This is a genomic window from Streptomyces sp. TRM49041, from assembly GCF_008271805.1.
Taxonomy (GTDB): Bacteria; Actinomycetota; Actinomycetes; order Streptomycetales; family Streptomycetaceae; genus Streptomyces.
In genome coordinates this window covers 237,664-263,889 of sequence record NZ_VSRY01000152.1, presented here as the reverse complement: position 1 = coordinate 263,889, position 26,226 = coordinate 237,664, and the positions used below count along the sequence as shown (strand labels likewise).

Annotated in this window: 22 protein-coding genes; 5 read left to right on the top strand and 17 right to left on the bottom strand. The window is 66.8% G+C overall.

From position 1 onward, the window contains the following. Positions 1–40: 40 nt before the first annotated feature. From FVS66_RS24245 to FVS66_RS24235, 3 genes are read right to left on the bottom strand one after another with little or no spacing between them, the layout of a single operon-like run. The gene (locus FVS66_RS24245) at positions 41–3,502 is read right to left on the bottom strand and encodes a DUF499 domain-containing protein (RefSeq protein WP_222946975.1); all 3,462 of its coding nucleotides are present in this window, start codon (positions 3,500–3,502) and stop codon (positions 41–43) included. A 33-nt stretch (positions 3,503–3,535) separates the two neighbouring features. After that, entirely contained in the window at positions 3,536–6,274 is a 2,739-nt protein-coding gene (locus tag FVS66_RS24240) for a DUF1156 domain-containing protein (RefSeq protein ID WP_149183301.1), read from the bottom strand. Beyond that, positions 6,271–9,801 carry a helicase-related protein gene (locus FVS66_RS24235; protein WP_149183300.1) on the bottom strand — a complete coding sequence of 1,177 codons (3,531 nt, stop codon included), beginning with the start codon at positions 9,799–9,801 and terminating at the stop codon, positions 6,271–6,273. The genes FVS66_RS24240 and FVS66_RS24235 overlap by 4 nt, the downstream gene beginning before the upstream one ends. A 192-nt stretch (positions 9,802–9,993) precedes the next feature. Between FVS66_RS24235 and FVS66_RS24230 the strand changes: the two genes are divergently transcribed. Beyond that, on the top strand, positions 9,994–10,917 hold the full coding sequence (locus FVS66_RS24230; protein WP_187645672.1) for a phosphorothioated DNA-binding restriction endonuclease: 924 nt from the start codon (positions 9,994–9,996) through the stop codon (positions 10,915–10,917). A gap of 1 nt (position 10,918) precedes the next feature. On the opposite strand, the gene FVS66_RS24225 is transcribed toward FVS66_RS24230, so the two are convergent. From FVS66_RS24225 to FVS66_RS24200, 6 genes are all read right to left on the bottom strand, one after another. Beyond that, on the bottom strand, positions 10,919–11,224 hold the full coding sequence (locus FVS66_RS24225) for a hypothetical protein (protein ID WP_149183298.1): 306 nt from the start codon (positions 11,222–11,224) through the stop codon (positions 10,919–10,921). Next, positions 11,221–11,409 (bottom strand): hypothetical protein, encoded by a 189-nt coding sequence (locus FVS66_RS24220; RefSeq protein ID WP_149183297.1) that lies wholly within the window; start codon positions 11,407–11,409, stop codon positions 11,221–11,223. Before FVS66_RS24220 ends, FVS66_RS24225 begins: the two co-directional genes overlap by 4 nt. Continuing rightward, positions 11,409–12,455 (bottom strand): major capsid protein, encoded by a 1,047-nt coding sequence (locus FVS66_RS24215; RefSeq protein WP_149183296.1) that lies wholly within the window; start codon positions 12,453–12,455, stop codon positions 11,409–11,411. Before FVS66_RS24215 ends, FVS66_RS24220 begins: the two co-directional genes overlap by 1 nt. 33 nt (positions 12,456–12,488) lie before the next feature. Further along, positions 12,489–12,899 carry a head decoration protein gene (locus FVS66_RS24210; protein WP_149183295.1) on the bottom strand — a complete coding sequence of 137 codons (411 nt, stop codon included), beginning with the start codon at positions 12,897–12,899 and terminating at the stop codon, positions 12,489–12,491. A 109-nt stretch (positions 12,900–13,008) separates the two neighbouring features. Then, entirely contained in the window at positions 13,009–13,734 is a 726-nt protein-coding gene (locus FVS66_RS24205) for a hypothetical protein (protein WP_149183294.1), read from the bottom strand. Between the two features lie 118 nt (positions 13,735–13,852). After that, on the bottom strand, positions 13,853–15,322 hold the full coding sequence (locus FVS66_RS24200) for a hypothetical protein (protein WP_149183293.1): 1,470 nt from the start codon (positions 15,320–15,322) through the stop codon (positions 13,853–13,855). Positions 15,323–15,642: 320 nt separating this feature from the next. Between FVS66_RS24200 and FVS66_RS24195 the strand changes: the two genes are divergently transcribed. From FVS66_RS24195 to FVS66_RS24180, 4 genes are all read left to right on the top strand, one after another. Next, entirely contained in the window at positions 15,643–16,521 is an 879-nt protein-coding gene (locus FVS66_RS24195) for a nucleic acid/nucleotide deaminase domain-containing protein (protein WP_149183292.1), read from the top strand. A 98-nt stretch (positions 16,522–16,619) separates the two neighbouring features. Continuing rightward, positions 16,620–18,194: a hypothetical protein gene (locus FVS66_RS24190; RefSeq protein ID WP_262387170.1), complete on the top strand. Its 1,575-nt coding sequence runs from the start codon at positions 16,620–16,622 to the stop codon at positions 18,192–18,194. Between the two features lie 106 nt (positions 18,195–18,300). Beyond that, positions 18,301–19,905 carry a nucleic acid/nucleotide deaminase domain-containing protein gene (locus FVS66_RS24185; RefSeq protein WP_149183290.1) on the top strand — a complete coding sequence of 535 codons (1,605 nt, stop codon included), beginning with the start codon at positions 18,301–18,303 and terminating at the stop codon, positions 19,903–19,905. Beyond that, positions 19,905–20,483 (top strand): SUKH-4 family immunity protein, encoded by a 579-nt coding sequence (locus FVS66_RS24180; protein WP_262387183.1) that lies wholly within the window; start codon positions 19,905–19,907, stop codon positions 20,481–20,483. The genes FVS66_RS24185 and FVS66_RS24180 overlap by 1 nt, the downstream gene beginning before the upstream one ends. Positions 20,484–20,586: 103 nt before the next feature. Here FVS66_RS24180 and FVS66_RS24175 read toward each other — a convergent pair whose 3' ends face one another. The 8 genes from FVS66_RS24175 to FVS66_RS24140 all read right to left on the bottom strand — a co-directional run bounded on the left by FVS66_RS24175 (position 20,587) and on the right by FVS66_RS24140 (position 26,020). Beyond that, the gene (locus tag FVS66_RS24175) at positions 20,587–22,041 is read right to left on the bottom strand and encodes a terminase large subunit domain-containing protein (protein WP_149183288.1); all 1,455 of its coding nucleotides are present in this window, start codon (positions 22,039–22,041) and stop codon (positions 20,587–20,589) included. Next, positions 22,038–22,580 carry a hypothetical protein gene (locus FVS66_RS24170; RefSeq protein WP_149183287.1) on the bottom strand — a complete coding sequence of 181 codons (543 nt, stop codon included), beginning with the start codon at positions 22,578–22,580 and terminating at the stop codon, positions 22,038–22,040. Before FVS66_RS24170 ends, FVS66_RS24175 begins: the two co-directional genes overlap by 4 nt. Positions 22,581–22,656: 76 nt before the next feature. Further along, the gene (locus FVS66_RS24165) at positions 22,657–22,860 is read right to left on the bottom strand and encodes a hypothetical protein (protein WP_149183286.1); all 204 of its coding nucleotides are present in this window, start codon (positions 22,858–22,860) and stop codon (positions 22,657–22,659) included. Further along, positions 22,857–23,084, bottom strand: a complete 228-nt coding sequence (locus FVS66_RS24160; protein ID WP_149183285.1) for a hypothetical protein — start codon at positions 23,082–23,084, stop codon at positions 22,857–22,859. The genes FVS66_RS24165 and FVS66_RS24160 overlap by 4 nt, the downstream gene beginning before the upstream one ends. Further along, complete coding sequence (locus FVS66_RS24155; protein ID WP_149183284.1) at positions 23,081–23,545, bottom strand: VRR-NUC domain-containing protein; 465 nt, start codon at positions 23,543–23,545, stop codon at positions 23,081–23,083. The genes FVS66_RS24160 and FVS66_RS24155 overlap by 4 nt, the downstream gene beginning before the upstream one ends. Continuing rightward, entirely contained in the window at positions 23,542–23,769 is a 228-nt protein-coding gene (locus FVS66_RS24150) for a hypothetical protein (RefSeq protein ID WP_149183283.1), read from the bottom strand. Before FVS66_RS24150 ends, FVS66_RS24155 begins: the two co-directional genes overlap by 4 nt. After that, positions 23,766–24,671, bottom strand: coding sequence for a ParB/Srx family N-terminal domain-containing protein (locus FVS66_RS24145; RefSeq protein ID WP_262387169.1), 906 nt, complete (start codon positions 24,669–24,671; stop codon positions 23,766–23,768). The genes FVS66_RS24150 and FVS66_RS24145 overlap by 4 nt, the downstream gene beginning before the upstream one ends. Beyond that, the gene (locus FVS66_RS24140; RefSeq protein ID WP_149183282.1) at positions 24,668–26,020 is read right to left on the bottom strand and encodes a hypothetical protein; all 1,353 of its coding nucleotides are present in this window, start codon (positions 26,018–26,020) and stop codon (positions 24,668–24,670) included. Before FVS66_RS24140 ends, FVS66_RS24145 begins: the two co-directional genes overlap by 4 nt. Positions 26,021–26,226: the final 206 nt, after the last annotated feature.

Genomic DNA, 26,226 nt, shown 5'->3' with positions numbered 1-26,226 from the left:
GCCGCTCGGGGGAACGGCAAGCACCCTCACGCCTGCGCCTCTATTCGACCTCGAACTCAGCGTTCAACTTCAGGGTGTTGGCGTTCTCGGTGAGGACGCGGACCTTGTCCTCCGCGAACCCCTCCGGGCGCTTGGCCTGGATCTCAATCGTGACCTCGACCTCCGTGCCGATGACGTCGAGGGGCTGAAGGATCTCGAAGACGTACTTGGTCGCGTTCTTGCTGTACTGCTCAGGGGTGAGCTGAGCGGTGGCGTAGAAGCGCGTCGGCACCCGGGGGATGACGGGCTGCCCCGGGCTGGCGGGCGGCTTCGCCGTCTCTCCCGAGGTGGTGCCGCCGCTCGCAGCAGGTTCCTCCGACTTGTTCGAGGAAGTGTCGGAGGCCGCCTCACGCTTCTGCGCCGCTTCCTCCTCTGCCTGCTGACGCTGCCTGATTGCCGCGTCCGGACGGACGAGGAGAGTAGCGTCGGTGATCTGCCCGAACTTGGCGTTGCCGCCTGGCAGTACCAATCCTTGATAGCGGCCGTCGTTCTCGCCGTACCCGGAGGCCAGGGCGAATCCCTCCGTCTCCCAGGTCACCATGGACAGGACGTCCTCGACGCCCTGGTCAAGGACCAGACGGTTCACCAGGCGGTTCATGTACGGGTAGGCCGTGTGCAGCTCCCAGAGCCGACCCACCGAGATATGTCCGTCCTGCTCCCAGATGCGGAACAGCGGCCCAGAGAGCTTCTGATAGAGCAGGGCCGGAGCCTGCTGAAGGTACAGCAAGCCCTCCCGCCGGAGACGGTCGGCAGTGCGTACAGCCGCGTCATCCGCCCGCCCGCCATCGACCTTGAGGTGCTCCCACACGATCGGGGCACCCGCGTCCTGTTCGGGGATGAGGGCCCATCGGTAGGCGTCGCCGATTCGAAGCTCCACCTTCTCGTTCGCCTGATCACGCCGGGTCTGCGCCTGGCGACGCTGACTCTCGGTGAGATCCAGCTCCATCTGGCGGTCGAGCACCTTCTTCCACCCGAGGTACTCACGGGCAGCCTCCATGAGGTCGCCCATGTCCTTCTTGTCGGGCGCGAGAAACACCAGCATGTTCTGATGCTTCCGGTTTCTGGTGCCGTGGGAGGACAGCGCTTCTGCGGCAAACTCCAGAGCCGGCGTGTCTGGGATGTCCTTGCCACCGCGGTGCACGTACTTCGGGTGAAGCAGGACCAGCCGCGCCTGGTCGAGGTCCGGAACCTCCTTCGTGTGCTGCGGCGCGATGTGCACGGCGCCGAAATCCCCACGCCGATGCTGAATCGGGCTCAGACGCCGGACGATCTCGGCCCACACGTCCTCGTCTCGGCCGATGAGTCGTTCCGCTTCATCCTTGGCCGTTCGCGTGATGTTCGCGTGCGTGTCGTACCAGTAGCGGTCGGCATCGCTGTAGAGGTACGTCGACCGGTCTGCGAGCGTGTTGAGGGCGGTCCGGAAGTTGCCCAAGGCATCCCCGGGGATGGCCATGCCCAGCCTGATGTACGGCTCGGACAGACCTTTCTTGGCAGCCTTGATGGTGGGGGCGGACCCCATGAAGACGGTGCGTGCAATACGTCGGCTCATTGCCCGCTGGCCGAGGACGGTCTTCTCGTTGTCCACGGAGACAGGGGTCGAGTCCGGCCCATCAACGTCGGCGTCGATGATGGGCTTCCAGCGGTCCTCCAGGTAATGGGTGAGCTCGCTGGCGACGCGCTGATCGTCGAGCGGGATGTCGCCCGGCATGATCATGGGGCTCTTGTTCTGGTCCCGCCAGAGGGCGTGGATGACCGCACTCATGAGCCTCAGCACACCGCGAGTGCGCTGGAAGCGGTCGAGCGTCGACCAGTCCTCGTAGAGGCGGCTGAAGAGTTCGGGGTGGATCGGGTACGTCGACTTGATCCGACGCTCGTAGTCGGTGCTGTCCACGCCGGCCGGAAAGTCTCGCTTGTAGGTGCCGTAGAACTGGCTGAAGAGTCTGGCGACCTTGTTGATCTCCGCCTGGACGGCACCCGAGGGCGTCTCGAACAGACGTCGTCGCACGATCTCGAAGGACTCGTCGGAGCTTGCCGGTCGCCAGGCATCCGCCTTGCGGTGGATGACCTTCTGGAGCCGGTCCAGGGCGATCTGACCAGCCTCGCCGCCAATTTCGTCCGTGTCCCCCTTGTCGTCCTTCCCGTCTTCGGAGGCCGGGATGGAGAGGACCAGCTGCGCGCCCGCCACTGCCTGGACAGCCTCCGTCAGGGACTGGGCGAACGAGAAGTGTGTCTCGAACGTGCCGGCCGCGAGGTTGTCGTTGCTGACCAGCTGGCGCGCGTAGACGACCCACTCATCGATGAGGATCAAGCAGGGTGCGTAGGCAGCGAGCAGATCCTGCAGCAGCTCGGACCCGGGGCTGGTACGTGTCTTGTCCGCCTCAGCGATGACGTCGTATGCACGCCGACCGCCCAGCTGCCAGGCCAACTCGCCCCACAGCGTGTTGACCTTGGTGCCGTCCGGCTTCTCATGAGGCTGGCCCGGTGCCAGTGCCGTCCCCACGAGCACGGCACGCCGCACCTCCTCCTCGGGCAGTCCGGAGGGCGCGGCCGCGATGAGTTCCTGCATTTCCTGCGGAAGTCGCTGCGGCTGAAGCCCCGGCGAGTAGAGGTGGTACAGCGCCAGCATCGAGTGTGTCTTACCGCCGCCGAAGTTGGTCTGCAGGTTCACCGTCGGCGACGCGTTGTCGTCACCGGAAATACGCCGGAGAGACTTGCTCAGCAGGTCGCGCAGCCCCTCAGTGAGGTATGTCCTCTGGAAGAACTCCTCTGGATCGGTGTACTCGGGCGCCCCCTCACCCTTCGCGACCTCTGCCAGATTGGCAGCGAATTCAGAGGCGTTGAAGTCGCCGCGTGCCACATCCTGGTGCGGGACAAGCACATCGCGCCAAGACTTGAGCCCCTCGGCGGCGATGCTCGGCATGGCAGCCGCACGCCGGGTCTGCCGTCTTGTCTCCGCCTCGATCACGTCCCGCTGAAGGTTTATACGGGACTTACGAACCTGCTCGACCAGGTCGGTAGCGGCGCCCACAGATGTGAAGAGCCGCTCGGCCGTGTCCAGAGCTCGTACGGTGTCGTCGGCGCTGAAGGGCTGGTTGTGGGCCCACCGGTTGCGTACGTCGTTCACCTCGCTGGCGTATCCACGAGTGGCACCCGGCAGGGAGTGGCGGAAGTAGGAAGCCCAATAGCGCTGAAGAACGTTCAGCAGGAACTGCGGGTCGCGCTTCGAGGCCAGGCTGCGCCCCTTCTCGCGCTCCTCCGCCGCCGCGTCATCGAACCACCCCTCCCCCTGCCGCTTGGCCATCTCCCGTTCCACAAGCGGGAGCAGTCCGTCCGGCAGCAACTCGATCATGCGGCCGATCCGGTCGCGGTTGCTCTGTGCCATGGTGTCCGCAGTCCTGTCTTCTATCTCTTCCGTGGTGTCTGCCGTACTGCTGGCGCCATGCGCCGTCTCGACGCCCTGCATGCCCGCCCCCTCGTGCACTCTCGGCTACGTTGATCAGAACAGCTGGTCTGCCTCTACCCTCACGCCTCGCTTCTCAGCGGCCCGAGCCGCGGTCTGCAGGTCCGGCCACGAGCTCACGAGGTTGTTGAACCACCGCTGGCTCTCCGTCCAGCCCCGGTTCTCACAGATGTTGTGCAGGAGGTAGGCCAGGCCCTTCACCGTGTCCTCGTCGATTCCCGAGCGCGTACGGGCGCGCGCGAGGAGTTCACCGGCCGCGTCGATGCCGGTGCCGGGGCCCTTGCCCTCGATGAGGCGGGACAGGTGGATAGCCACCTCCCAGACGGTAAGGCGGTCGTCGGTGGTGGGGTCGTACTTGGCGGGGAGGTCGGCGGGCTTGATCAGAGTTGTTTTCCCAGCCGTCGACTTCACGACACCTGCGTGCACAAGGCCAGGAACGGAGGTGTTGTAGCGATGAGCCATTTGCTCAGCCTTGCCGTAATCGGCACTCTCCCATTGGTGATCTTCAAACCACTTAATGCACCATCGCGTATCGGTATCGAAGTCCTCTTCGTATTCGGAGAGGAGTTCATCGAGTGCCTTAGTGATGAGGGAGAGGGCTGCTCGGACACGCATTGGCGAGCCGTCGGGCTCAGTCACTCGCGTGTACCGAGAGAAGATCTCCATGCCGGGTCCGTACGCCGCCTGACCGAGGTCATTTGCCGGAATGGAGCTCTGCTGTAGCGGCTTAATGCGCTCCGGGAGTTCACGGCGGAGAGCCTGAAGGAATCCCCTACGATCCAGTACGCCAGCACCTTCTGAACGCGGGCGACAGATCATCGCCACATAGGAGGCGAGGACACTCGCCCCCTGCCCTACTTGGCGGGAGCTGTGCGTCGCGTGAAGTGGCCAGGTTCCTACAACGCTCAATCCCGCCGCCAAAATGGCTTCAAGGAGAGCGTCCCAGGCGGAGGACGTCAGTCCTCCCTCCTTCACTTCTTCCTGCCGATGGGCGTAGATCACAATCAGCGGCAGATCTGGCCGGGATGCTCCCTTAAGGGAGGAGAAAACCTCGGTAAACCCATTAATGAAGTATTGTCGAGCGTTCTCAGGGCCTCCGTGGCGGTACGGATTTGCTACCAGCTCGTCGCTCTTCGGTGCAGCCATGGTTCCAAATAGATCAGGATGCATTCTTCCTGTAGCGCGTCGGAGCCATACGTAGAAGTAGTCACTCAGGTCGGCGTATGGAATCTGGGCGAAGTAGGGCGGATCGGTAGCCACTAGTGCGCTACCACGAGCAACTCCAGCCCCAGAACGCCGAGCGTCTTCCTGGACCACTTGGCCAGGACGTACATCGCGAGGGAGAGCGGAAAGCCCGCTCATCAATGACTTAAGCTGACTCGCCCAGCCCCCTGCAGACTTGGAAAAGGGATTCACTTCGGCAAAGTCCCACACCATCGGCAAGGACTGCCGGCCGAAAGCAGGCTGAGCCTTGGCCGAACCATGTCGAGAATCAATCTGCCAGCGAGCTTGCGTTGAGTTGGCCATGGCAAGCTTGCTTACGCAGAGAGCAAGGATCGAGCTGATCGCTGCGACCTGATCGGGATCTCCGCCGTCATGCTCAATCTGCTGCGGCACGCTGGCAACCGCTTCCGCGAATGCGGCCAGAAGCCATAGCTGCCTCGGAGTGTAGAGGTCGGCCTGCCGGTGCAGCCCGTAAAGCGGCGTGCTGAATTGCTTTGAATTTTCAGCAAGTTCAATGTCCGGCGCATCGACAGGTGGTGTAATGTTCGCAGCCTCAAATCCTTCAGGCGCGGGAAGGAATCGACGCCCGGAGTCGCCATCTACAGCAATCGCCAGGATCTGCGTATCAAGAAGTCCAGAATTTCCTGCACTTCGAACGTACGCCTCGTCAATTTCGGTTCCGCAAGCTAGGCAGGAGAACTTGCCGCGTGCGCCACTCCTTTTTGGAGCGGCGGGCACCTCAGTCGCTTTGCCCTCGCCGATGTCGAACAGCACTCGGTGGCCTTCGAGCACGGGCTTCAGCCACGCCTCCCGGCCCTTCTGTTTACTCAGCCAGGGCGAGCTGTAGAGAGGCATTGCGATGCCACAGGCAGGGTCAGCGCAGGGCACCGTCCTAGCCCACAGCCACGCAGCGACATCTCCGTCCTTCGCCTGCTCATACAGGTGCCCCACCTTAATCTTGACCTCGTCCTCAACGCACTTGGCGTAGTGCCGGACGTCTGCAAGCAGCCCGGCCATCGGGTCAACTGCGGTGTCCTCGAAGGCGCCATCGTCGCCAGCAACGGGGGGCTTGCCGAGTACAGCCGGAACGAGCTGGGTCTCGACACGGGTCACCAGAGCCGGCACAGGGTTCAAATCACTCGCCACCGTCGGGAAACCGAGGCGCTGTGCCTCTACCAACGTGGAGCCACCACCACAGAATGGGTCCAGGACAGTGGGGAGTTCCTGTTCCTGCTCGGCCAGTACAGCCTTTGCCCGCTTCAGCGCCTCCGCCGACGGTGCCGTGCCGGTCTTCGGGACCAGGTCCTCGATGATCTCCAGCAGCTCCGCACGCTTCTCCTCGTCGCCCGGGTCGTCCACCACGGCCGCAAACAGCAGCGCCCGCCATGCCGGCGTTGGCATAGGCGCGAACCACTTGTGGATATTCTTGATCGTGCCGACCTTGCGGTCTTTGTCCGCCTTGCTGGCCCTGCTGATCGCTTCCGTCGGCAGCGCAACCTCGATGAGCTTCCGCTTCCGCGGCGTCGACTCGTTGTCCATCCCGATGCTCACAGAGGAGCTCCTCCCTTTGTCCAGGCGTCCGGCCACGACAGCAGGAGCCCCTCGGCTTTCAAATCCCCGAACTCGGTGTCGGCGAAAGCATTGGTCAGGTATCGCACCTCGTCGTGCTCCGGCCCGTCTGGGTGCACGGTGACGAGAGCGAGGCGATGCTGGTCGCGGCGGTTCTTGGCGACCAGGATCTCGTTGCGGCTTATGTAGAACTCCTCTGCCCCTACGCGACGGCCCTTGACCTCGATGTGGACGAGGCGGCCTTCTGGGGTCAGTGAGCGAATGTCATAGCCCGGGTTGTTGTGTGCCATCTCCTCAGGGACACGCCCGAGGGCTCGCTCCGCACGCAGCACAGCAGCAACCGCACGGCGATCGGTCTCGTAGCCGTCAACAGCGTGCAGCGGGGGGTGGGCAGCGCCGTCGTCCGCGGTGTCCACGGCCTTGGCCAGCCAGCCGATCGGGACGATGAGCGCGTGTCCTGCCACCACGGGTGGTTTGGGCTGCAGGGAGCCGTCCTTCGCCAGGTCAGCGAGCCGCTGTTCACGGCGTAGCTCGAGTTCCTCCGCCCACGAGCGCGCTCTCTCCGGCCGGTATCGGACTCGCTTGCCTTCGGCAAGGTTCTGCTCGAGCTTGCCGGCCTGCGCATACCAGTAGCTGATCTCCTGCTTGAGGCGCTGCTCGACCTGAGTGCGGGTGCGGTCGACGACTGGAAGGAGTCGTTCACGGGTCGAGGCGAGGTGCTCGGGTACGGCCTCCCGGATCGCCCAGTCCAAGGCACGAGCGCTACCGCCGTCGCGCAGCCATTCGGCGTCCAAGAGGAGCTTTATGGCCTTGGCCTCCAGCGCCGTCGGCGGCCGGTAGTCAAGGTACGGCGCCGGGCCAGCGTTTCGGGCCGTTCCGTCGGGCAGCAGTTCGGTGAACGCGAAGGCCCGGTCTACGGCGCGTCGGTGGCCGTCCACGATGTCCTGCTCCAGGGCGACGAGCAGCTGCGGCTGGTCGCCCGAGTCGGCAGCGTCTACCAGAACTGACCCTTTGCTGAGCAGGTGGCCGTGGAGGCGGACCGTCTCGTTCAGTACAGCGTCGAACAGGGGGTGTCCTGGTGCGATGAGATCGGCGCGAGGCTTGCCTGGGATGGTGATGCGTTCTCGGTCGAAGCACACCCGTTCGTACTTGCGCTGCACCATGCCGCCGAGCCCGTCACCGAGGCGTCCCGCCTCGCGCAGGACGACCGGCACATGAGTGATCTCGGAGCGGCCGGCTTCGCGGGACTTGAGCTGACCGCCGAGACGGGCGAAGGCGTCGCGGAAGAACGCCTGCACATAGTGCGGGTGCAGTCGTCGCGCCTGTGCTTCCTCCATGCGCAGCCGCACCTTGTGAACGTCCTCAATTCCCATGACCTGGGCGTCAAGGGCGAGTCCCTTGATCAGTTCGACGGCTCGTTCCCCGACTCGGGCATCGATGACCTGGTCAAGCTGGGCCTTCACCTCGGGCTGGTCTCCGTAGCGGATTGCCGTGACCAGCAACTCGCGCAGGGGTTCGCCCTCGAAGATCTCGCCGAGGACGTTGTAGACCTTGCCCTGGTACGCCTTGCTCTGCTGCTCGATCTTGTCCAGCAGCCTCTGGAACACCTGACCTTCGCGGGTGTTGTCTGCTACCAGGTTCCACAGGTGACAGACCTCGGTCTGGCCGATGCGGTGGATGCGACCGAAACGTTGTTCGATTCTGTTCGGGTTCCATGGCAGGTCGTAGTTGACCATGAGGTGCGCGCGTTGGAGGTTCAGACCTTCACCCGCTGCGTCTGTGGCGATGAGCACCAGGACGTCCGGGTCCTGGTTGAAGGCGTCCCGGACGCCGCGGCGCTGCTGACGCGGAGTGCCGCCATGGATGGCTACGACGGCCTCAGGACGTCCGATGAGTGAACGGACGCGGCGGGAGAGGTACTCGAGGGTGTCACGGTGCTCCGTGAACACGATCAGCTTGCGCGGCTGCGCCTGGGCATCGCGCATGTGCTCGTTGTCCTGCAGCAGCGCGGAGAGTTCCAGCCACTTACGGTCCTCGCCCAGAGCAAGGACGCGGCTGGCCAGGTGCTCCAGCTCGCGAAGGCTGTCGATTTCCTGCGCCAGCTCTGCAATGGTCAGGGCCGCAGAGGCAGAGTCGACGACCTGCTCTTCGAGGTTCTCAAGTTCCTCACCGGACAGCTCGTCCAGCTCACTGTCCAGCGACTCCATCCCGGCCACGGCAGCCGATGAAGTGGATTGAGGGACCACGGCCGCAAGGTCGGCATGCCGCTTCGCGGCATGCGTCTCCTCCCTGCGAGCCTCCAGCCGCTTCCGGCGACGCTCCAGCGAGCGGGCGATTGCCTCGGGGCTCGATGCGAGGCGGCGTTGCAGAACCGTGAGGGCGAAGCCGACCTGATTGCCTCGTCGGCCATCTAGCCGTTCGGCACGGTTCATCTCGTCGCGTACGTACTCTGTGACTCGCTCGTACAGCTCCTGCTCGGCCCGCGAGAGCTGGTACGGCACGGTGTAGGCACGTCGCTCGGGAAAGAGCTTCTTGCCATCGAAGGTGAGAAGGTCCTCCTTGACCATGCGGCGCATCAGACCTGATGCGTCATGCTGGTGCACACCATCACGGTATTTCCCCGCAAAGCGGTCACCGTCGAGCAACGCCATGAACAGCTGGAAGTCTTCTTCTTTGCCGGCGTGCGGGGTCGCGGTCATGAGGAGGAAGTGCCGCGTAACCCGGCCCAGGAGTCGGCCGAGCTCGTATCGCTTGGTTGTCTTCAGCTCCGTGCCGAAGTAGCTGGCGCTCATGCGGTGCGCCTCGTCGACGACGACCAGGTCCCACGCGGACTCGGCCAGTCGCTCCTGCAGCTCGTCGGAACGTGCCAGAGCATCCATGCGTGCGATGAGACGGGGGTGCTTGTCGAAGACGTTGCCGTCGATCGTGGCGTCGACCAGCTGCTTGGTGAGCAGGGTGAAGTTCAGCCCGAACTTCTCCAGGAGCTCATCCTGCCACTGTTCGACGAGGCCGCCTGGGGCGACGATCAAGCATCGTTCCAGGTCGCCGCGGAGGGCCAGCTCCTTGATATAGAGGCCAGCCATGATCGTCTTGCCTGCGCCGGGGTCGTCGGCCAGTAGGAACCTGAGCGGTGTACGGGGAAGCAGCTCGTTGTAGACCGCCTGGATCTGGTGAGGCAGGGGGTCGAGGACGCTCGTGGAGACTGCGAGCATGGCGTCACCGCGAGCGGCCATGCGGATACGCAGAGCCTCCGCGGCGAGGCGGAACAGTTCGGGATCGGCGTCGAATCCTTGGCGAGGGGAGGAGGAATCGCCTGAAGCGAGTCGGCACTCGTCCTCCCGATAAAGGATCGCCTCATCGACCGTGCCGTCAGGGCGGCGATAGGTGACCTGTGCGGCAGCACCGAACATCTGGCGCGCGACGATCACAACATCGATGCCGGGAGTTATGCCCGATATCACCCGCCCCGGGGTGAGGTCCTCAAGGCGAAGGAGGTCTCCCCCAGACATCCATCGCCTCCTTGCTGATGGCACCATGATCGTTCACGTGAATAACGGGTTCCAATGATGCCTCAGCGTGGGCCTTGCCATCCCGAAGATCCGGTCATCCGCGTCAGCGCAGGCTCTTGATCACGGTGGAGGGTCGCACTCGCCCCCAGGGGGCGGGGCTCAACAGCCCGTGAATGGCAGGGTAGGTCCGTGATGACGCGCGACGAACTCATGAGCCTCCTGTCCGCCCTGCGGCGGGCGCAGATAGGCAATCGCCGAGCCCCGCACAAGCCGCTGCTCGTGCTCTGGCTGCTCGGACGATTCGCCGCCGCCGGGAGCGCTGCGGTCGGATACGACGAGGCGGAAGAGCCCGTCAGTCGGCTCATTAACGACTTCGGGCCGGCTGTGATCAGCCGGACCCGGGCACGGGAGCGGGCCGCGATGCCATTCGTACACCTCGAGCGCGAGCTGTGGGACGTGCGGGACCGGGACGGCAACGCCATTGCCCCGGACGCTCCGGAGCGGGGCAGCTGGTTGCGGGCGCGCGGCGCGCACGGGCGACTCCGCCCCGAGACCGAGACGTTGCTGGCCGAGCCTGCCACCCTCGCAGCGGCCGCACGGCTCCTACTGGAGCAGCACTTCACGCCCGCGTTGGAGGCACCCATCTGCGACGCCGTCGGCCTGGACCTGACCGGGCTCGATGAGGCCGTGCACATGCCGGCGGAGAGAAAGCGGCGTAAGCGGCGGGCCGGATTCGCCGAGGAGGTGCTGCACGCCTACGCGTACGCCTGCGCCTTCTGCGGGTTCGACGGCGCACTCAGCCGAAATCCGGTGGGGCTCGAAGCCGCGCATGTGCGCTGGCACAGCCAGGACGGCCCGGACGAGATCAACAACGGGCTGGCCCTGTGCTCCCTCCACCACACCCTCTTCGACCTCGGCGTCCTCGGGCTTCTGCCTGACCTGCGGATCCAGGTCTCCGAGCTGTACGTGGCACGCAGTCGGGCGGGGCAGGCCGTCGACACCCTCCACGGGCAGCAGGTCGCAACGCCCCGTCCCGGACGCCCCGTCATCGATCCGAAGTTCGTCCTCTGGCACGGCCAGCAGGTCTTCAAGCGTCCCGGAGCCCAGGCCGCGTAGGTCAACGGCTTCTTCGGCGTAGCAGCGGCGCCGGGGAAACGTACGCGTTCTCGTTCGGTGTGGTGTCCTCCAGGGCCGCGATCTGGCGCTCGAGGGCCCTGACGTTCTCCGCGTTGTTGACCGTGGCGACCCCCTGGACCGTGACGGCCAGGGGGTCGGAGACAAGGGCGGCCTTACGCTCTCGGAGGACCTCCGCGGCGACGGCCTGGACCGAGCCGAGGCGCTGGTAGCGGGCGTCAAGGTCCGTACGGTCAGCCTCGCCGAGTTCAGAGCGGAGGTAGGCGTACTCCGCGTCGGTGAGCGTCACGACGCCTCGGCCTTGGTGCGGCGGGGCTGGCGCTGGGGCTCCGGTGCCCAGGCTTCGGGGTGGGTGATCTGGTCGGCGAGGGCGGCGTCGGTGACCTCCGTGCCGGGCTGGAGGAGCAGGGTCTCGTGGGTCCTGGGGTCGGTGACGAAGACCGCGGTGGAGAGGGTGCGGGAGGCGGCGGGCATCACAGGACCTTCGCGGTGATGTGGATGTCGGGGACGTAGAGGACCGGCATGGCGACCGCGGAGCCCTTCGTCCAGACCTGGACCGGGTCGTCCTGGTGGCCGGCGGTGATGACGATGCCGGGTGCGTCCTCGCGGGTGATGGCCGGGTTGGTGCCGGAGGTCAGCACCAGGGACTCGGCGGTGATGCCGTACTGGGTCTCCGCCCAGGACTCCGGGTTCGGCGGCAGCAGGATCCAGCGGTCTTCCGGGATCACCCGCTGGTAGGTGTCGTCGACGGAGATCTGCACGTCGTACACGGTGATCGGCGGGAGGTTGTAGCGGGCGCGGACGACCTCGACCTCGTTGGGGGCGAGGACCGCGGTGGGGGTGGTGGAGCCGTTGACGCTGCCGTAGTACGCCGCGCGGTAGGCATCGCTCGCGGCCAGGGTCGCGCGGGCCTTGTACGAGGTGATGACGCGGGCCGGCAGCGGGGCGCCGATGGAGCGCAGATACTCGATCCAGCGCAGTTCGTCCGCGATCGGGTCGCTGGTCGGATCGGACCAGGGCCTTGCGGCAGTGGGCATGTTGGCGGCTGGCACGCCGAAGTCGGCCTCCAGTGTCAGGCCGTTCTCGCCGTTGAGGCTGAACTTGCCGTCGATGAGGAGGTCGCCGGCCGCGAGTTCCATGCGGTTGTGGATGGACTCGACGTGGCGCTCGATGTCGTCGTAGAGCAGCTCGACGAACTCTGAAGCGTCGGCTCCGCGGGACGTGTCGAGGAGGATCTGCTCCAGCTCGCCGACGATCAGCTTCTGGCCGAGGGGCGGCAGCATGCCCTCAGTGATGATCTTCTCGGCTTGGCGGCGGGCGACGGCGGTCTCGGCGTCATACGCGCGGAACTTCGCCGCGTTCACGCGCCGCTTGCTGCTCTTGATGCGGAACTTGACGGAGTTCAGGCGCCGTTCGGGCATGACCGTGCGAGTCAGCTCGAAGTCGGCCGGGGTGGTCATGGTGCGGGCGAAGGCGTTGAGGTCAGCCGTGTCGATGTCGCGCAGCAGGGTGTCGAGCATGGTGGGCGGGGCTCCTCAGCAGGTCGCGGGGCGTCAGACGAAGTGGATCTGTGCCGTCGAAGCGGTGATGGCGGCCGGGTCGAGTCCGCCGGGTACGTGGGCGGCAGCGATCACGCCGTGCCAGAGCAGGGCCGCGCCGGCACGTCCGCTGCCCGGGGCGAAGGCGACGTCCGTGAGGAGGACGCCAGTGAAGGCGGCCCGGCCGTCGGTGGCCGCTGCGTCCCACGGCCCGTACAGGCCGGTCGCGGTCAGGCGGCCCAGCGGGATGCCGGCCCTCATGACGTTGCGAGGCTGTCCGGGGGCGGGTGGGGTGTAGTGGGTGTCCTGGGTGAAGAGAGTGGTGTCCAGGGTGATGGTGAGCGGGGTGTCGAGTCCGTGCCGGGACGCCAACCAGGGGCGGTCGGCGGTGGCGGACTCGGAGTAGGTGGTCAGCTGAAGATCCACGCCAGGTTCCTCCGGGCAGGCCATGTGGCGGCGAGTCTGTACGGACACCAGGCGGTGCCGCCGTCCGCGGGGATGGGGGCGGGGCGCGGTCCCCGAAGGCGTGCCGGGGTCAGGAGCTCTTGAGGTGGCCGCGGCGGCGGGCGATGTCCAGGCCAAGCTGGCCCGGGCGGGACGGAGTTCCGCCCGAGCGACCGGGAATGTTGGAGGGGCTGCCCGAGGGCGGGACCGCGGGTGGCTGCGGAGCCCGCTGGCCGAAGAGTTCCGAGCGGCGCTCCTTCAGCTCGTCGGCGGCCCGGGCCAGTGCGGTGTCGTCCGCATCCGGGTCGACGAGGCGGCCGAGCAGGACGACGGCGTCCTCCAGTTCGGTGCCGGTGGCGCCCAAGCCGACCAGCACGGCGCGGCGTGCGGCGTCTCGTTCCCGGGCGACGGCTGCGGCCTCGCGTTCCTGCGCCTGCCGCTCGCGTTCCGCGGCGGTCTGCTCCCGGCGCTCCGCCTCCGAGAGGCGGGCCTGCTCGGCGTCCTTCTGCTGCTGGTCCGCCTCGCGCTGGGCCTGCACGTACTCCGTCAGGGCCTTCGCCGACTCGAAACCGAGCTGGCTGAGGAGGTCACGCACGCCGGCGCGGCGGCCCTGGTCCTTCTCCCGGGCGAAGCGGCGGGACAGCTCCTCCTGCGGGATGGTCACAGTCGCTGTGTCGGTGCTCTCCGATGTCGTCTCCCCGGTTGGCGAGTTCCCAGGGTCGTCGGGGGAAGCGCCGAGGATCGGGAAGATGGGGCGGCCGTCGCGGCGGTAGCCGAGTGGTGCGAGCGGCAGCGGCAGTCGTGTTCGTGCGGTCATGGGCAGACTCCTTGCCCAGACGCCCCCGCGTCGGGCGGAGTCTAACCTTCACCGCACCGTCGGCGTGAGTGCCTCGTGCTGCGGTGCCCGCCGAGGATTGTGGCGAGGCCATGGCCGACTACATCTCGTTGACGATCCCGCCAGTTCCGAGCTCCGTCTCGCGCTGCTCCCAGATGCGGGCGACCTCTTCTGCCGCATCCTCGATGGGGAAGCCGGCGTCCACGAGCATGCGCACCCCCGTCTCCAGGGAGAGGACACCGGCAGTGACACCTTTGACCACCAGGTCAAGGACGCTGGCCTGATCGGTCGGCAGATAGGAGCCGAAAGCGATGGACGCCTGGGGCTGCTGCCCTGACGGCAGCACACCGGCGGCCTGGTAGAGGCGCAGCACCATCTTCAGCAGCAGCGGATACTTGGCCGCCCGCGCGAGCCGCATGGAGCGGACCATGGCGTCCAGCGGGCCGAAGCTCAGCTGCATTGCGTAGCCGGAGGCCGCCTGCGAGGCGTCCATGGTGCCGAGCACGCTGGCTGGAAGCCGGGTGATCACTGACAGCCGGTCGCGTAGTCCCTCCACATAGGCGCGGAGTTCGGACAACTGGGCGGAGGTGTCCACCGTGGTGAGCTGGCCGGTCTCCCCGAGTGGCCAGACCATCCCCGGCTCCACCTGTACCGGCAGTGGCCGGCCCGAAGCACGGTCGACCGGCAGCCGGGCGCCGGAGAGGCCGATGATCGGTGACCCGGTTGTCGCCGAAGCACGCTGACTGTCCGTGTCGGCAGCGCCGAGATCGTCAAGGAGCTGGGTGGCCTTCAGCAGGGTCGACTGGCCGAAGTGCTCGGCACCGTTGATGGTGTTGGGTACGTGGATGATCGGGATGAAGTCGATGTGCAGGTCGAGCCGGTCGAGCACTTCCCCGTCCGCATTCGTACGGAACCGGGCTCGGCCCGGCGAGAGCGCGTCGATGGCGCCCGCGCGGCCGACGTGTTCCAGATCCCACTCGGCGTCCGTCAGGTAGCAAGTGATGTCGGCCGGCTGCGTGGACCAGGGATACGCGCGGCTTTCGGCGGCGTCGGCATCGACCGGGCCGAGCTCGTACGTGACACGACGCAGCGTGCCCTTGCGGCCCGACGCCGGATCAGCCGGTGTCTCCCACGCCAGATGGACTCGCGTCGGGTACTCGTCCGCGTCGACGGCATCGTCGGGCAACACGGGGAAGTAGAAGCCCGGGTCGATGCTCTTCAGGACCGGGCGCCCCTTCGTCCGCGACCACGCCAGGAGGTACACAGTGTCGCCGAGCAGCACAGCGTTGCGTTCGGCGTGCTGCATCCGCATCCACAGATGCTCGCGCTCCGCCCACTCCCTGAGTAGGGCCTCCGCCGCACGCGCCGTTTCATTGTCGTCCGCCTCGCTCACAACGATCTGCTGTGTCTCGCCGATGAGGTGCGTAAGCGTCTGGTCGACGATCAACGCCGGATCCCCATACTCGCGCCGGTCCACTCCGTCCTCGCCAAGCAGAGCGGCCGCCTGGTTCGTGTCGTACGCGGCGAGCAGCGTGTATGCCGCCAGCCGTCGGCGGTCCGGCTCCGGCACCCAGGACGCGCCAGCGTGTCCTGGGAGTCCTGAGAGTCGGCCCTCCGAGGCCCTCTGGAACGCCGGCTTGTACCCAAGCGCCCCCCACGTATCGATGATTAGGCTCCGCCAGCGTCGCATCGGCTCCTCCATGCGGGTCAAGAAAGCGACGGAGCCTAATACCCGGAGGCGACGCTGTTTCGTGATCGTCCGAGATCCCGTACGTCCGCCTCATGCTCATACTCTGCCGATCTCGCCGAACCCCAGCCGTAAAGGTCTGACCCGACGAAGGCGGGCTAAGGTCGTGGAAGACCAACCATCCGCTGTGTGAGGTAGCACCCATGTCATCGCCGTCGCCGGACTCGGCCACCGCCCACTTCGGCAAGCAGGGAATGCGACGATTCGGGCTTTCCGGCACCCATGGGACGCAGCTGCCCGAGGCGGCGCGTCACGACGTGGAACGGGTGGGCGTGCCGCTGCTGGTCGCTCCGTACTTCTCAGCCGCCGACCAGAATGACGCTACTCAGCTCGGCGTGTACACGGCGCACCATGGGTTGCCGCGTCCGCCTGCCGAGTTGTCGAATTGGCTGCGGATCGGCGGTGACGGGCTGGCCCACATATGCGTACGGCCTGACGGCGCTGTGCAGGCAGTGATGCTGGAGGCAGACGAGCCGGACATGTTCGTCAGTTCTGACGTGTCGGCGTTCAACGCGGCGATGGCGGCGCTGGACAGGGCGGTACCCGCGATCGCCCTGTCGCGGAGTCTGGCAGAGGCGGCCGCGGCCTTTCGGGAGGTGTACGCCGAGGTGCGACGGGTGGACGCGGCAGCGTTCGCCGAGCGGGAGAGCTGGTGGCCGCGGGTGCTAGACGACGTGCGTCACACCCTCAACTTCCCATTTTCTGCGGCATTCGAGTACGTCGACGGCTCGGGGCAGAAGCAGATCGTCACCGAGGCGACCGGTCCGGGCAGACTGCACCCCGAGGAGCTGATCTGGCAGCGCATCGCCGCTGAGGGCGTGGCGGCCGAGCAGGTGCGCCGGGTCCACTGTGAACTGGAGCCTTGCATAATGCCCGGGCACTACTGCGCTGTCTGGATGCGCAACACCTTTCTCCGTGCCGAGTTCACGCACAGCTTCGACTACGGCGCCACCGCGGAGTCCCGCGAGTCGGGCCTCAAAGAGCTGATCACGCACACAGCTGAACAGGATCACCGCCGGTGACTCGAAAGGGGTGGGGGCGACCGGCGGCAGGCAAGGAACCGGCGGCTGCTGCACTCCTCGGATGGCTGGCGGATCCCGCCGCACCTCGGCTGTGTCTTGTGACCGGCGCAGCGGGGCGCGGCAAGTCGCTTCTTCTGGCCTGGTTGGTGGGGCACGGCACCCAGCAGGGTGCAGTGGCAGAGCGGGCAGTGCATGCTTTCGTCCCGCTGGGCGGGCAGAGTGTCCACACCACGGTATGGACACTCGCGGATCAGCTGTGGGTGAGCGCGCGAACGCCCGGCGAGCTGGTGGAGGCTCTGCAGGCGGATCAGCGCCGTACGGTGATCGTGCTGGCGGATCTGCATGCGAGCGCCGATCCCGAAGAACACGCTGCTCTGGTCTTGGCGTTGCTGCGTCTGGAGCATGTCCGGCTGGTCACCGAGGCCCGTACCGGGGCCCTCGCGGATCGTTTGCCGAGTGAAGGGCATGCAGCCGTGTTGAATGTCGATGAGGCCCGATGGACGGACGCGGCCCGCTACGAAGCCTGGCTCGCGCAGCGCCGCGCCGCTGGCCGGAACGCCTCCGAGCAGGTGGTGACGCCTCGCCCGGGGAAGAGGCCGGACCTTGACGACCCTGTGGCGGTCTGCGCCGCCGATCCATGGGAGGTCACCACCGCCTACGCGGTCGATACGGACGAGCACGGCGGCCTGCGCACAGCATGGCTGCGTGCGGGGCAGTCACTGTGCCGGGACCAGGAACCGGCTGAACGAGCCTTGGTCCTGCTGACCGCGCTGGGTGACGGTGCTGATCCGCGCTTCGCCCCGGCTCTGACGGACATGGCGAGTTCTACGCCATGGATGGTGGGATGGAGCCGCGTTCGGGAGGACGTCCTACCGCCGTGGCCGGGCCCGGTCCTGTCTTCAGCCAAGGCCGTCGGGCAGCTGATACTGGCAGACCATGCTGGCGTTCTGCGCGCCGTGGACGCTGGCAGTGGCGCGCCCACAGGACGTCTTGCTGATCCAGTCCCTCAAGTCGTATCCCTCGCACCGCTGGCAGACGGCACGCTCTTGGCCCTGGACAGTCGCGGACGTCTGTGCACACAGCAGATGCCCGCAGTACGCGAAGGGCGTGGCTCGGGGCTCCAAGCCCTGCTCGAAGAGCTCACGCCCACGAAGCGACTTGTCCAGTCGCTCGCCGCCCTGCTGTTGAGTACGCGGGGAACATCTCTAGCGTCCACAGGGGAGACGACTGCCGTCGGTGATGCGGACGGGTCCCTGCACCTGCTCACACCAGGTTCGGATTCCGCCACGCGCACAGCGCGACTTCACCAGGGGCCGGTCAACGCGCTGGCGATAGCCGCCCCATCCCGTGGCAGTGACGGTGCATCAGCGGCAATCGTGTACAGCGGTGGCGCCGACGGCACCGTCCGCGCGTGGGCCCCAGCGGCCGCACCACTGGCGGTTCCAGTCGCTACGCGATCCTGCCCCGTCGTCTCGGTGGATGCTGCCTATACGGAGACGGGCCTGGTACTCGTCATGGGATGGGGGGACGGCTTGGTGGAACACCGCCGCCTGGATGTGGAGGAGGTCCGGTTGTTCCGGCCTGGTCCACCCGTCAACGCTGTCACCGTGACGTCCCGGGACGAGGTGCTCATCGGTACTCACGAGTCGCTGACCTGCCTGCTGCCCAGGTGACTTGGGCCCGAAGCCGATGCAGCTCCTGGGCGTCCACCTCTGGTTGACTGTCACTCCTTCGAAGGTAAGAGTGAGGGCGAGTTGACCACAGGGGGATGGTGCCATCGTGGGGAAGCAGCTACCCGACGAGCTTGTGGAGGTCATGGACCTCATCGGCATCCAGTGGCCACAGATTGACGAGGACGACGTCCGGGACAGCGCCAAGGACTACCGGAAACTGGCCGAGGGTCTGCGTGACGCGATCGCCGACGGAAACCGCGCGTGCTCCCACATCGTTGCCGGCAAGAGCAAAGGCAAGACCGTCGACGCCATCGACCGTCGCTGGGGCAAGCTCACCACCACGGACATCACCCAGTTCGCCAAGGGACTCGACGACCTGGGCGACGCGCTCGACGACTGCGCTGTGCTCATCGAAGGCTGCAAGGCCGTCTGCGTCGCCGAACTCACCGCCACCGCCGCGACCGCCACGGCGGGCATCGTCGGCATGTTCTTCACGGCCGGGCTCAGTGCCCTGTTGTCCGCCGCTGCCATAACCGCCTGCCGCATCGCCGTCCAGGAAGCCATCGACTACGCCATCGACCAGATCGGCGACATCGTCACAGAGAAGATCGAGAACAGGATCCTCGCCAAGATCGAGGACGTCTTCACAGACCGCCTCACCTCGGCGGACGACGAAGATCTGAACGGCTACGCCAGCGGCGGCGCCGACCTGGCGTCAGACCTCCTGATCGAATTCGACGAGTTCGACCGGGCGCACGGCGGATACCAGGAGACCCGCGACAACTTCGACAAGAAGAAAGGTTCCTTCAAGGGAGATGGCGGCAAACGCCGCGGCTCCATGAAGAAGGACGGTCGCTTCCACAAGCTCGCCGTCGTGATGGACAAGGCCGAAGACGCAGTCGAGAAGAAGACTGACGCCTTCTCCGACACGCTCGAAGACCACGGCGGGAAGCTCAAGAAGAGCAGAAAGGACCACAAGGAGAACGACGAGGCACGCAAGCGGGATTTCGACCGCTGCAAGGTCGACGACGAGGGCGACGTGCCCATGTACCTCCTCAACACTGACGGAAGCGTCGTACAGCTACACACGGACGGCAGCACTCCGACCCGAGTGAGCGGAAACGAGTCCGGCCTCAGAGAAATACTCGAGAGCAACGGCACTGCATGGCGCCCGCGCAGCCCCGAGGCCAATCCTTACCCGATCTCGGATGGTGGCCCGTCCGCAGACCGCGTCAAGTCAAGGAGGCTGGGGAAGGGCGAAACCAGTGACCTCGCCTACGCCACCCAGCTCGCCCGTTACTCAAAAGGGGACTACAAGGGCGGCAACTACGCCGCCGCCAGATACATTGGCGACGATGGCGAGGAAGTCATCCTCGTCGGCCACAGTAAGGGCGTTCACTCGGAACGCACCATCGGATATCCCGTGCTCAGGCACGGCAGAGAGGATAATATCCGGGCCCTCTATACCGAGCGCGAGCCGTGCCAGAACCCACCCTCATGGTGCGACCAATGGGTTGCGAAATACTTCGACAAGGACCTGGAAGTCACCCACTCCGTCTCCTACGACCAGAACGCCAAGGACGAGAACGGCAACCCGATATCGAAGTATAAGATAGACGCTGAACATCGGGAGTACCGCCGAAATCTGGAAGAATGGCATAAGAAGCATGGACTCAACAGAGGCATGATGACAGAGGGAGACGCTCGGTGATGTTGTTCAGGCTGAGTCACGACGACTTGGTTCAGGCCGTGGGAGATGCTCACGTGTACCGAATCACAGCCGAAGTGGCGCAAAGGTACGGGTTTCGTGACGAAGCTGTCGACTTCCTCGTCAACGTGGGAGTGCCTGCGGTTCCGGATCTGGAACTGCTTTTCAAGATCGGTCCGGACTTCGATGCCGAGCACCTTTGTTCCTATGAGCAACTGCTGCAACTCGGCTGGCAGGTAAGCCCTGACGTCAGCCGGTGGGTGAAGCTCGGATATTTCCCCATCAGCATGGTGGCGATTGATCCCGTTGACGGCGTCGTGTACCAGTTCGCCGAAGGGTCGATGAGGCCATCGATGCTTCACGCAGACCTGTCATCGTTCGTCAAGACCATCATTTCCGCCGCGGTTGCCGAGGGAAAATGCTCCGAGCTCAGTGATGAAGAAGACGCTGAAGTGCTTCTGAACGAGTACGTGAGCGCGGTCAGGGTGAGCATTCAGAACATCGATCCGCTCCCGTTCGAGAACCCCCACAACGAGTGGAATGAGATCTTTGGAAATCTGGAGGCCGGGATCTACGCATGAGGTCGAGTGGGGCTTCATTCTGCGTGAAAAACGACTGTATGACGTAGTGCCTTCAAGGCGGCGCTATCGCCCGTCGCACCTGATGTCAGCGCGACCGGGCCCATCAGCGGCGGCCGGAGAGGCGGCTGTCCGAAGGGCGTGAGGGGGCGCCGACAGCCGACGCGTCGAGGAAGAGATGTGTCAGTGCCCAGACGCAGGAGTCGAGGAGGTCCGGGGACTTCTCCTCCGCCTCGGAGGCGCCGACGTACGTCGTCATCTGTTCCTCCAGCACCGCGAAGGTGCGGGGCGGGCCGGCGTGGGTGATACGGGACTGCTCGTAGAGCATCGCCACCGGGGCGGCCCGGGCGCGTTTGCCGCGGGTGGCGTGGACGACGCGGCACGGGACGGTCGGGTCGACCTCGGCGAGGAGGGCGGGAAGGTAGTCGCCGCCGTTGTTGGCCTCGATGACGACACAGTCGGCCTGCTGCTCGTGGTAGAGCGCGGCGGCGCGGCGCATCGCGGCGGTCGGGGTGTGGCGGTCCTGTTCGGCGTGGAGGACATAGCCGCGGGGGCGGCGGTCGCCGTACATCTGCTCCAGCAGGTAGGAGCGGCCGGCGACCGTGAAGGCGGTCATGTCTGCGGTGTCGGTCGTGGTGACCGCCGGGTCGACGGCGACGACCAGGCGGTCGAGCGGCGGGATCGCGGTGCGGGCGATGCGGAAGCCCTCGACCTCGAACATCCACTGCTTCCACAGGGCGCCTTCGACGTCTTCGAGGAGAACGCCGTCGAGTTCCTGGCGGCCCAGGCGGGTGCCGCCGTACTCGGAGTCGAGTTCGGCGAGTGCGGCCGGGGAGAGGTTGGCGCGGTTGTCCTCGGTGCGGCCGGTGGTGAGGACCACGGTGGAGCCGGGGCGACGGCCGCGCTCGACCAGGCGCTTGACGTGCGGGAGCGGCTTCGGGGTGGTGGAGATGACGACCTGCGGGGCGGGGGCTTCGCGCAGGCAGAACCACAGCATGTCGTACACCGACTGGGCGGTGTGCCGGTTCCAGGCGGCGTACTCGTCGAGCCAGCCCTTGTCGAAGGCGAAGCCGCGGAGGTTGTCAGGGGTCTCGGCGCCGAAGCCGTAGATCGCGGAGCCGTTCTTCAGGCGGAGGATGGTCAGGCCGTTGCCGGGGCTGTAGCGGCGGATGTCTTCGGGCGGGATGACGGACAGCAGGCCGGACTTGGGGGATTCGAAGCAGATCTCCTTGACCAGGGTGGCGTTCTTGGCGACGACGGCGATCATCGTGCCGGGCATGGTGGCCCACTCATGGACGGTTTGTGATGCTGTGCGAGTTTTGCCCCAGCCGCGGCCGGTGAGCAGCATCCAGGCCGCCCATGCCCCGGCGGGGACGCGCTGCGCGGCGCGAGCGTGGTGGTGGAGCCAGCCCTCGTGAGGCATGCCGTCGCAGCCGGGCCGGTCGCAGGCCCAGCGGCGGGCGGCCTTCTCGTCAGCCTCCAGCAGCGCGGCGATCTCGGCATGCAGTTGGGCGTCGGAGATGCCGGCCGGGTCCGGGAGCCCGTTGAAGCGGTCGGTCACGGCTGATCACCGTCGACGGCGCCGATGCGGGACTCGAGCTCGCGGCGCAGCTGTTCCATGCGAGCGCGGCGCTCCTCGTCGGTCAGCTCGCTCACGTCGGGGATGCCCGGCGTGCCGCTCGTGGCGGCGGCTTCGACGAGGTCGATGCCGTACGCCTGGCGCTCGATGCGGACGGTGGCCTCCAGCCAGCGGATGACGTCGGAGGGGCTGAGGCGGGACGGGTCGAGCTGCTGCAGCTGAGCGACGATCTTGGCCTGGGCTGCGGAGGCCAGCCGGGCGTGGCGTCGCGCGACCTCGCGGGCGGCCTGCTGACGCTCGGCGCGCCACAGGCGGTCTTGCTCGCGGTCCCACGCCTCGGCGCGGATCACCCACTGGTGCGTGACCGACCACCGCTCGACGAGGGTCCGGGCCTTGCGGAGGCTATCGGTGACCTTGCTGATGCTGCGTGAGAGGCCGAGGTCGCGGTAGCAGGCAAACGCCTCCCACGCGGCGGCCGATTCGCCTGGCCGCCGCTCCCATGCTTCGGCGCTCTCTGCCATCCGCTTGGTGCTCCTGCCTCGTTCCGCTCCGTCCTCCTGTGATGCGCCGGTTCACTGCCGCGAGGGAGTCCTCACTTCAGGTGGTCGTCTTGCCGCGCAGGTTCGGGTCGAGGAGGCCGAGGTGTTCCAGTAGCTCCGCGCAGTCGGCTTGGCGCTGCTCCTTGGTGAAGCCGATGGCCTGGCCGGCAACCTGAAGAGCGGCCTTGCGCCGTACGTCGTCGGACAGTGGGGTGACGGACACGGTGCGCTCCCAGGAGGCGGCGTCCTTGGCGAGGTTCATCCGCGGAATGTCTCCTCGATCTCGTCCGGCTCCAGCTCGCCCTCGAGGAGCCCCGCCAGCTGATCCGCGAGGCGGAACGGTTCATCGGCCAGGTGCTCGGTCAGCGTGCGGGCGAGCTTCGCGGCGGCGCGCTGCACGCCGGTGAGCTGATCCAGCTCGGCGTGCAGCTGGTCACGCTCGGATGCGAGTGCCACCGCGTCGTGGGGCTGGTTGTGCGGGGTCATGCGGCGGACCTCCCAAATGTCGGCGGTAGGGCGGCGCGCTGCTTGGCCGGGCCGAGGACGCGCAGCACGGTGTGCAGGTCACGGGGGCGCCATACGGCGACCTCGAAGCCACTGTCGGCCAGGTGCGCCAGCCACACGCGCTGTTCGGGGCGCAGGCGCCCGGTATCGGACTTGAACTCGACGAAGAGCGTGCGGCGTTGCGTGATGTGCCCGAAGACCTCGTCGGGCCATCCGGCATCCGAGCGGCGCGAGTCGGCGGTGTGGTAGGCGAGCTCCCAGCCGTAGCGGGTGGCGATCTCGCGGACCTGGCGGCGCCACTGCTCCTCGCTCGCTACGGCCGCGCGTTCCGGGGCGGTAGCGGCCACGGGGTAGCGTTCGGCTTCCAGCTTGTCCAGCGGGCCGTACCGCTCGGCGAGGAGCTTGCGGTACAGCTGCTGCTCGGCGATCCGGGCGGCGTTCATACGGCACCCGCTTCGGGGAGGAGCCGGTAGCCGGTGCTGGTCGGGCACATGCGCTCGACGAGAATGCGTACCCGGTGCCCGGTGCGGCCTCCGGGCGTGGCCGCGGTGAGGACGGTGCAGTGCGCGTACCGGGCGTCGACCGCATCCACGCGCAGGGTGCGGTCTTCGGAGCGCTTGTCGTTGTCGGCCCAGACCTGGCCGGCCTGGACGCCGGGCTGCCTCATGCCGCACCCGCCAGGTAGTCGGCGGCCCACAGTTCCAGGGCGCGCCATCGCTGGTCCGTCGGCAGGCCCTCGGCGCGGATCATGCGGTCGATGGCCTGCTGGACGACCGCGGCGGCGGCGGCCGGCATGGTGCGGGTGCCGAGCACCGTTTCGATGGGGGCGTGTCCCTTGCGCTTGGCCGCTGGCTCGTCCGGGTCGTACCAGCCTTCCGCGAGCTCGCCGAGGTGCCGCTCGAAGACTGCGAGGATGATCGCGAAGGCCGCGGCGACATTGCCGATGTTGTGCGCGCCCTTCGTCGTGTCGAGCGCGTCGAGCACGGCCTCGTACTGGTCGATACGGGCAAGCCATCTCGCATCGGCTGAGGCCGCCTTGCGGGCGGACTCCAGCGCCTTCTCCGCGGCCTCCTTCTCGTCCGGGAGGAAGACGATCTGCACCGTGGCGAAGTCGAGGTTCGCTTCGGCGAGGCTGTGGACGGTGACCTCGTCGAGGAGTTCGAGGGTCTTGTCGTCCAGCCCGGAGTACAGGCGCATCGAGACGTCTTCCAGTTCCTCGTACAGCGCCTTGAGGGTGGCCGGGTCGTCCTCGCCCGCGATCGCGTTGTGGGACAGCTGCAGCGCGATCTGCCTTTGCCGCGGGAGCGGTTCGGTGATCTCCAGCCAGAAGATCCGCTCCAGGCCGGCCTCGATCGCCGCTTTGGTGCGGTGGTTCCCCGACAGCACGATCCGCCGTCCGGTTTCGGCGTCATTCCACACCAGCGGCGTGGAGGTCAGCGAGCCGTCCTCGCGGATGTTGGCGACCAGGCGCTGGAACTGCTCGTGCCGCATGAAGCGGGCGTTCACGTCCAGGAGTGTCAGGTCGCGCGGGTCGCCCTCGACCATGCGGGGCTTGATGGACTGGCTCAACGGTTCGTCTCCTCCTTGAGTCCCTCCGCTTGCCCGTGCTTGGCCTGCCACTGCGCGAACCCCTCGGCGAGGGTCCAGCGGCCGAGCTCACAGCCGTAGTCGAGCTGGTAGCGGTACGCCGGATCGGCGGAGTCCTTACGGGAGTTCAGGCGCATCAGCCCGCGGTACTTCATCGACACTGGCCGCTGCGTGAAAGCCGTGGTGTTCAGCCGCGTGAGGCGGGTGTTCATGGCACGCTGCGTGAGGAACTGCGCCTCGGTCGACAGCGCCGCGTACAGCACGAGCTTCGCCAGCCGCCCGTACGACGTCGGCGCTACAGGGAAGTCGGACAGCAGGTACACGTTGTGCGGGTCGTACTTCGGCGTGGAGAACGCGAACGCGCCCACCACCACGCCGTCGACCAGGACCGCGAGTGCCATCGTCGGCGTGCCCGGGCGGATGTTGTGGTTCATGTACTGCGACCGCAGCGTCGCGAACTGCCCCATCGTGAGCGGCGCGAGCGACAGCGTCCCGCCGAGACGCTGGCCTGGTACGAGCCGCGGGGACTTGACCGGCTCCAGGCGCTGGTTGGGCCGTACGACCCGGGAGCGCGGCACCGAGGAGTACACGTTGATCGGCACCCCGCGGTTGGCGGTCTGCACCTGGCCGCGCAGGTGATCGGCGAGCTCCTCAACGTCGAAATGCAGGCCGAGGACCCAGCGGGGCCGGTCGGTGATGCGCTCGATGAGGGTCTGCTTCGCGGAGCCGTCCAGCGTCGGGTACTCCGGAGCCGGCCAGTCCAGGTGCTTGTCGAGCGCCGCGAACTGGTTCTCGTAGTCCCCGGCGAAGAACGGCGGGAAGGCCACCACCGGCACGTCTGGCGGCACATGCTCGGCAAGCCACTCGTTCACGTCCATCGGCGCATACGAGGCCAGGCGCAGCGGCAGTGCCTCGATCTTCGCGACGGTCTTGGCGTGCAGCTCCGGGAACTGCTTCTGGTAGGCGCCGAGCATCCGCCCGTAGTACGGGTGCTCGCCTCGGCCGAGCCACTGGAAGAACCGGGAGCCGAGCAGCACCACGGCCAGCGTCCCGGCCCGACCGTCCATATACGGGGCCAGCCAGTCGAGTTCGCCGGCCGACTCGGGCCGGATGACGATGGGCAGTTCCTGCCCTGCGAGGTACCAGCCGATCGCCGACGAGTACAGCTGCACGTCGCATCCGTGGAGACGGAAGCCGCTGTCGTGCAGGACGCGTTCGATGGTGAAGTTTCCCGAGCAGCCGACGTAGATGTCCTCGGCCTGCCCGCGCCAGGTGGCGGTGTGCTCGTGGATGACCGCGCGGAGATCGGCGGGGATCGAACCGTGGAACACCAGGGCCTCCCCTTCACGGGGCCGGCCACGTTGGGCGGCCGATCGTGGTCGCGCTTCTCGTCTCAGGCTGAACAGGAGTGGGATACGGGGCCGGAGGGGCAGGGGGCTGGTCCTGCCGTGCCGGACCGTCGGGGAACCAGGAGGCGCGGGGGACGCCTGGAGGGGTTGGTTCCGGGGCTGGTCGGCTCCACACCACATGCCTGTGC

Coding starts and splice junctions, on each gene's coding strand:
- FVS66_RS24245 (WP_222946975.1), bottom strand. CDS start 3,502: ATGCAGGGCGTCGAGACGGCGCATGGCGCCAGCAGTACGGCAGACACC.
- FVS66_RS24235 (WP_149183300.1), bottom strand. CDS start 9,801: ATGTCTGGGGGAGACCTCCTTCGCCTTGAGGACCTCACCCCGGGGCGG.
- FVS66_RS24230 (WP_187645672.1), top strand. CDS start 9,994: ATGACGCGCGACGAACTCATGAGCCTCCTGTCCGCCCTGCGGCGGGCG.
- FVS66_RS24220 (WP_149183297.1), bottom strand. CDS start 11,409: ATGCCCGCCGCCTCCCGCACCCTCTCCACCGCGGTCTTCGTCACCGAC.
- FVS66_RS24215 (WP_149183296.1), bottom strand. CDS start 12,455: ATGCTCGACACCCTGCTGCGCGACATCGACACGGCTGACCTCAACGCC.
- FVS66_RS24205 (WP_149183294.1), bottom strand. CDS start 13,734: ATGACCGCACGAACACGACTGCCGCTGCCGCTCGCACCACTCGGCTAC.
- FVS66_RS24195 (WP_149183292.1), top strand. CDS start 15,643: ATGTCATCGCCGTCGCCGGACTCGGCCACCGCCCACTTCGGCAAGCAG.
- FVS66_RS24180 (WP_262387183.1), top strand. CDS start 19,905: ATGTTGTTCAGGCTGAGTCACGACGACTTGGTTCAGGCCGTGGGAGAT.
- FVS66_RS24170 (WP_149183287.1), bottom strand. CDS start 22,580: ATGGCAGAGAGCGCCGAAGCATGGGAGCGGCGGCCAGGCGAATCGGCC.
- FVS66_RS24165 (WP_149183286.1), bottom strand. CDS start 22,860: ATGAACCTCGCCAAGGACGCCGCCTCCTGGGAGCGCACCGTGTCCGTC.
- FVS66_RS24160 (WP_149183285.1), bottom strand. CDS start 23,084: ATGACCCCGCACAACCAGCCCCACGACGCGGTGGCACTCGCATCCGAG.
- FVS66_RS24155 (WP_149183284.1), bottom strand. CDS start 23,545: ATGAACGCCGCCCGGATCGCCGAGCAGCAGCTGTACCGCAAGCTCCTC.
- FVS66_RS24150 (WP_149183283.1), bottom strand. CDS start 23,769: ATGAGGCAGCCCGGCGTCCAGGCCGGCCAGGTCTGGGCCGACAACGAC.